2 protein-coding genes and 1 pseudogene are annotated in these 2,231 nt (G+C 72.8%); 1 reads left to right on the plus strand and 2 read right to left on the minus strand.

The window, feature by feature from the left end:
- Positions 1–383: pseudogene (locus tag BN11_RS24085) on the plus strand (hypothetical protein); the annotation flags it as partial.
- 47 nt (positions 384–430) lie between these two features.
- Here BN11_RS24085 and BN11_RS16125 read toward each other — a convergent pair.
- Together BN11_RS16125 and BN11_RS16130 are read right to left on the minus strand one after the other, a co-directional pair.
- Entirely contained in the window at positions 431–1,111 is a 681-nt protein-coding gene (locus tag BN11_RS16125; protein ID WP_048699389.1) for an endonuclease/exonuclease/phosphatase family protein, read from the minus strand.
- Positions 1,112–2,077, minus strand: coding sequence for an ROK family glucokinase (locus BN11_RS16130; protein ID WP_048699390.1), 966 nt, complete (start codon positions 2,075–2,077; stop codon positions 1,112–1,114).
- Positions 2,078–2,231 lie beyond the last annotated feature (154 nt).

The raw sequence follows: 2,231 nt of genomic DNA on the forward strand, positions 1-2,231 counted from the left end.
CCGATCCCGCCCCGCCGCGGGACGCGGTCAACCCGCCCCCGGTCTTCCGGCCTGCTCCCCCGCCGCCGCGGGGGCTCGACGTCCCGGTATGGCGCGGCGCGAGCGGTGACGCGGCATACGACGAACTGCTGGATCAGATCGAGGCGGAGGACCACTACGAGCCGCCGCCCCCGCGCCCCCTGCCGCCGCAGCAGGATCTGCACTTCTGGGGGATCATCATCGGCCTCGTCGGCGGCCCCCTCATCCTGCTGTGGCTCGTGCTGTTCCGCCCCGACGTCTCCGATCTGTGGGGTTGGGCCGGCGCCGGTATGACGATCGGCGGGTTCGTGCTGCTGGTCCTGCGCGGCGACGACCACGACCGCGGCGACGGCGCGGTGGTCTGAAGGATCCCCCGAGGTCAAGCCGCTCCGTGGTCACTCCGATCCGACGGTTACGAGTCGTCCGGGCCGGTGCGGACGTCGACCCACACGGGGCGGTGGTCGCTGGCCATCGACATGTCCTCGGGGTCGAGCGCGATGTCCACGTGCGGCAGCGGTTCGATGCCCGGTGAGGCGAAGATGACGTCGAGCAGGCGCCGCGGCCCCCAAGAGGGATGGGTCGGCTTGGTCGGGGAGATCAGCCGCAGCGGGGTGGCGATCAGCTGCCAGGCGGCGCCGTCGGACTGTTCGTTGAGGTCACCGCACAGGACGGTGTCGGTCGTGCCGGTTGCGCGCAGGATCTCGCGGGCGTGGACGGCCCGTTCGGCGGCGTCGAGGCTGAGGTGCACAGACGCGACGGCGATCGGTTCCCGCCCGGGGATCGCGACCCGGGCGAGCGCGAAGCCGCGCGTCCGCTGCGCCAGCTTGACCCGCAGCCGGAAGTGCTTGGACTCCACGACCTGCACCCGCAGCGAGGTGAAGATCGTCGTGCCTCCGCTGCCGCGGTGGTGCCCCGACCAGGTCAGCCCGCACTCGGCAGCGAAGGCGGCCACCCGCTGCGGCGCGAACAGCCGCCGCGGCACCTCCTGCAGGCACAGCACGTCCGGGTCGATGGCCCGGATGAGCCGGGCAGCAGCCGCGCGGTCGTCGAGGAAATCGCGGGTGTTGTAGCTCGCGATGCGCAGCCGGGACACTCAGCCGGCCACGCTCTCGCGGGCCAGGTCGGCCGCACCGATCAGCCCCGCCTCGTTGCCGAGTTCGGCCCGCACGATCCGTGCCTCCGGCCGGAAGCCGCGCCCGGTCAGCTGTTTGCGGAAGGCCTGCCGGGCCGGGTCGAGCAGCAACTCGCCGGCGGCGCTGACGCCGCCGCCGATGACGAAGGCCCCCGGGTCGAACGCCGCCGCGAGGTTCGCGATGCCGATGCCGAGCCAGGTGCCGACCTCGGTGAGCAACTCGATGGCGGTGCGATCGCCGGCCTGGGCCACCTCGGTGACCAGCGGACCGGTCAGGCGCGCCGGGTCTCCCGCGACACGTTCATACAGGTCCCGCGCCAGCGGGCTGTTGGCGGCCACGAGCCCGCGCGCCTCGCGCACGAGCGCGTTGCCGGAGGCGTACTGCTCCCAGCATCCGCGGTTGCCGCACTCGCAGCGATGGCCGCCGGGCACGACCTGCATGTGGCCGAACTCCCCCGCGATCCCGAACAGCCCGCGGATCACCTCGCCGCCCATGAGGATGCCGCCGCCGATGCCGGTGCCGAGGGTGATCATCATCGCGTGGGTCTCGCCCCGCACGGCGCCGTACTTCGCCTCGGCCCACATGGCGGCATTGGCGTCGTTGTCGATGAAGATCGGCTGGCCGATCCGGTCGCTCAGGCGGTCGCGCAGGGGCTCGTTGCGCCAGGACAGGTGCGGAGAGAAGACGATGGTGGCCCGGTCGGCGGCCACGAATCCCGCGGCGCCGATCCCGATGGCGACGATCGGTTCGGCGCAACTCTCGATGAGTTCGGTGACGACACCGACGATCGTGTCCTCGACCACCTGGGGCCGGACCGAACGTTCGGGGGTGTCGGCTCGCGCACGCCGCAGGACCTGCCCGGAGGTGTCCACCACCCCTGCGGCCACCTTGGTGCCGCCGATGTCCACGCCAATGGCCAGCGCCATCTAGTCCTCCTCGTCGCTCACGGGGATGTCGTATGCCGTGCGGTCGCCCCCGGCGTTCGGTGCCGGCGCCCCGCCCACCCCGGGCGCGAACTGCTCGCGCAGGTGCTGCGAGATGTCGCCGAGAGCGCCGGCGAGGGCGCTCACCGCGGCGGCC

Source organism: Nostocoides australiense Ben110 (genome assembly GCF_001050535.1).
GTDB classification, from domain to species: domain Bacteria; phylum Actinomycetota; class Actinomycetes; order Actinomycetales; family Dermatophilaceae; genus Nostocoides_A; species Nostocoides_A australiense.

Coding starts and splice junctions, on each gene's coding strand:
- BN11_RS16130 (WP_048699390.1), bottom strand. CDS start 2,077: ATGGCGCTGGCCATTGGCGTGGACATCGGCGGCACCAAGGTGGCCGCA.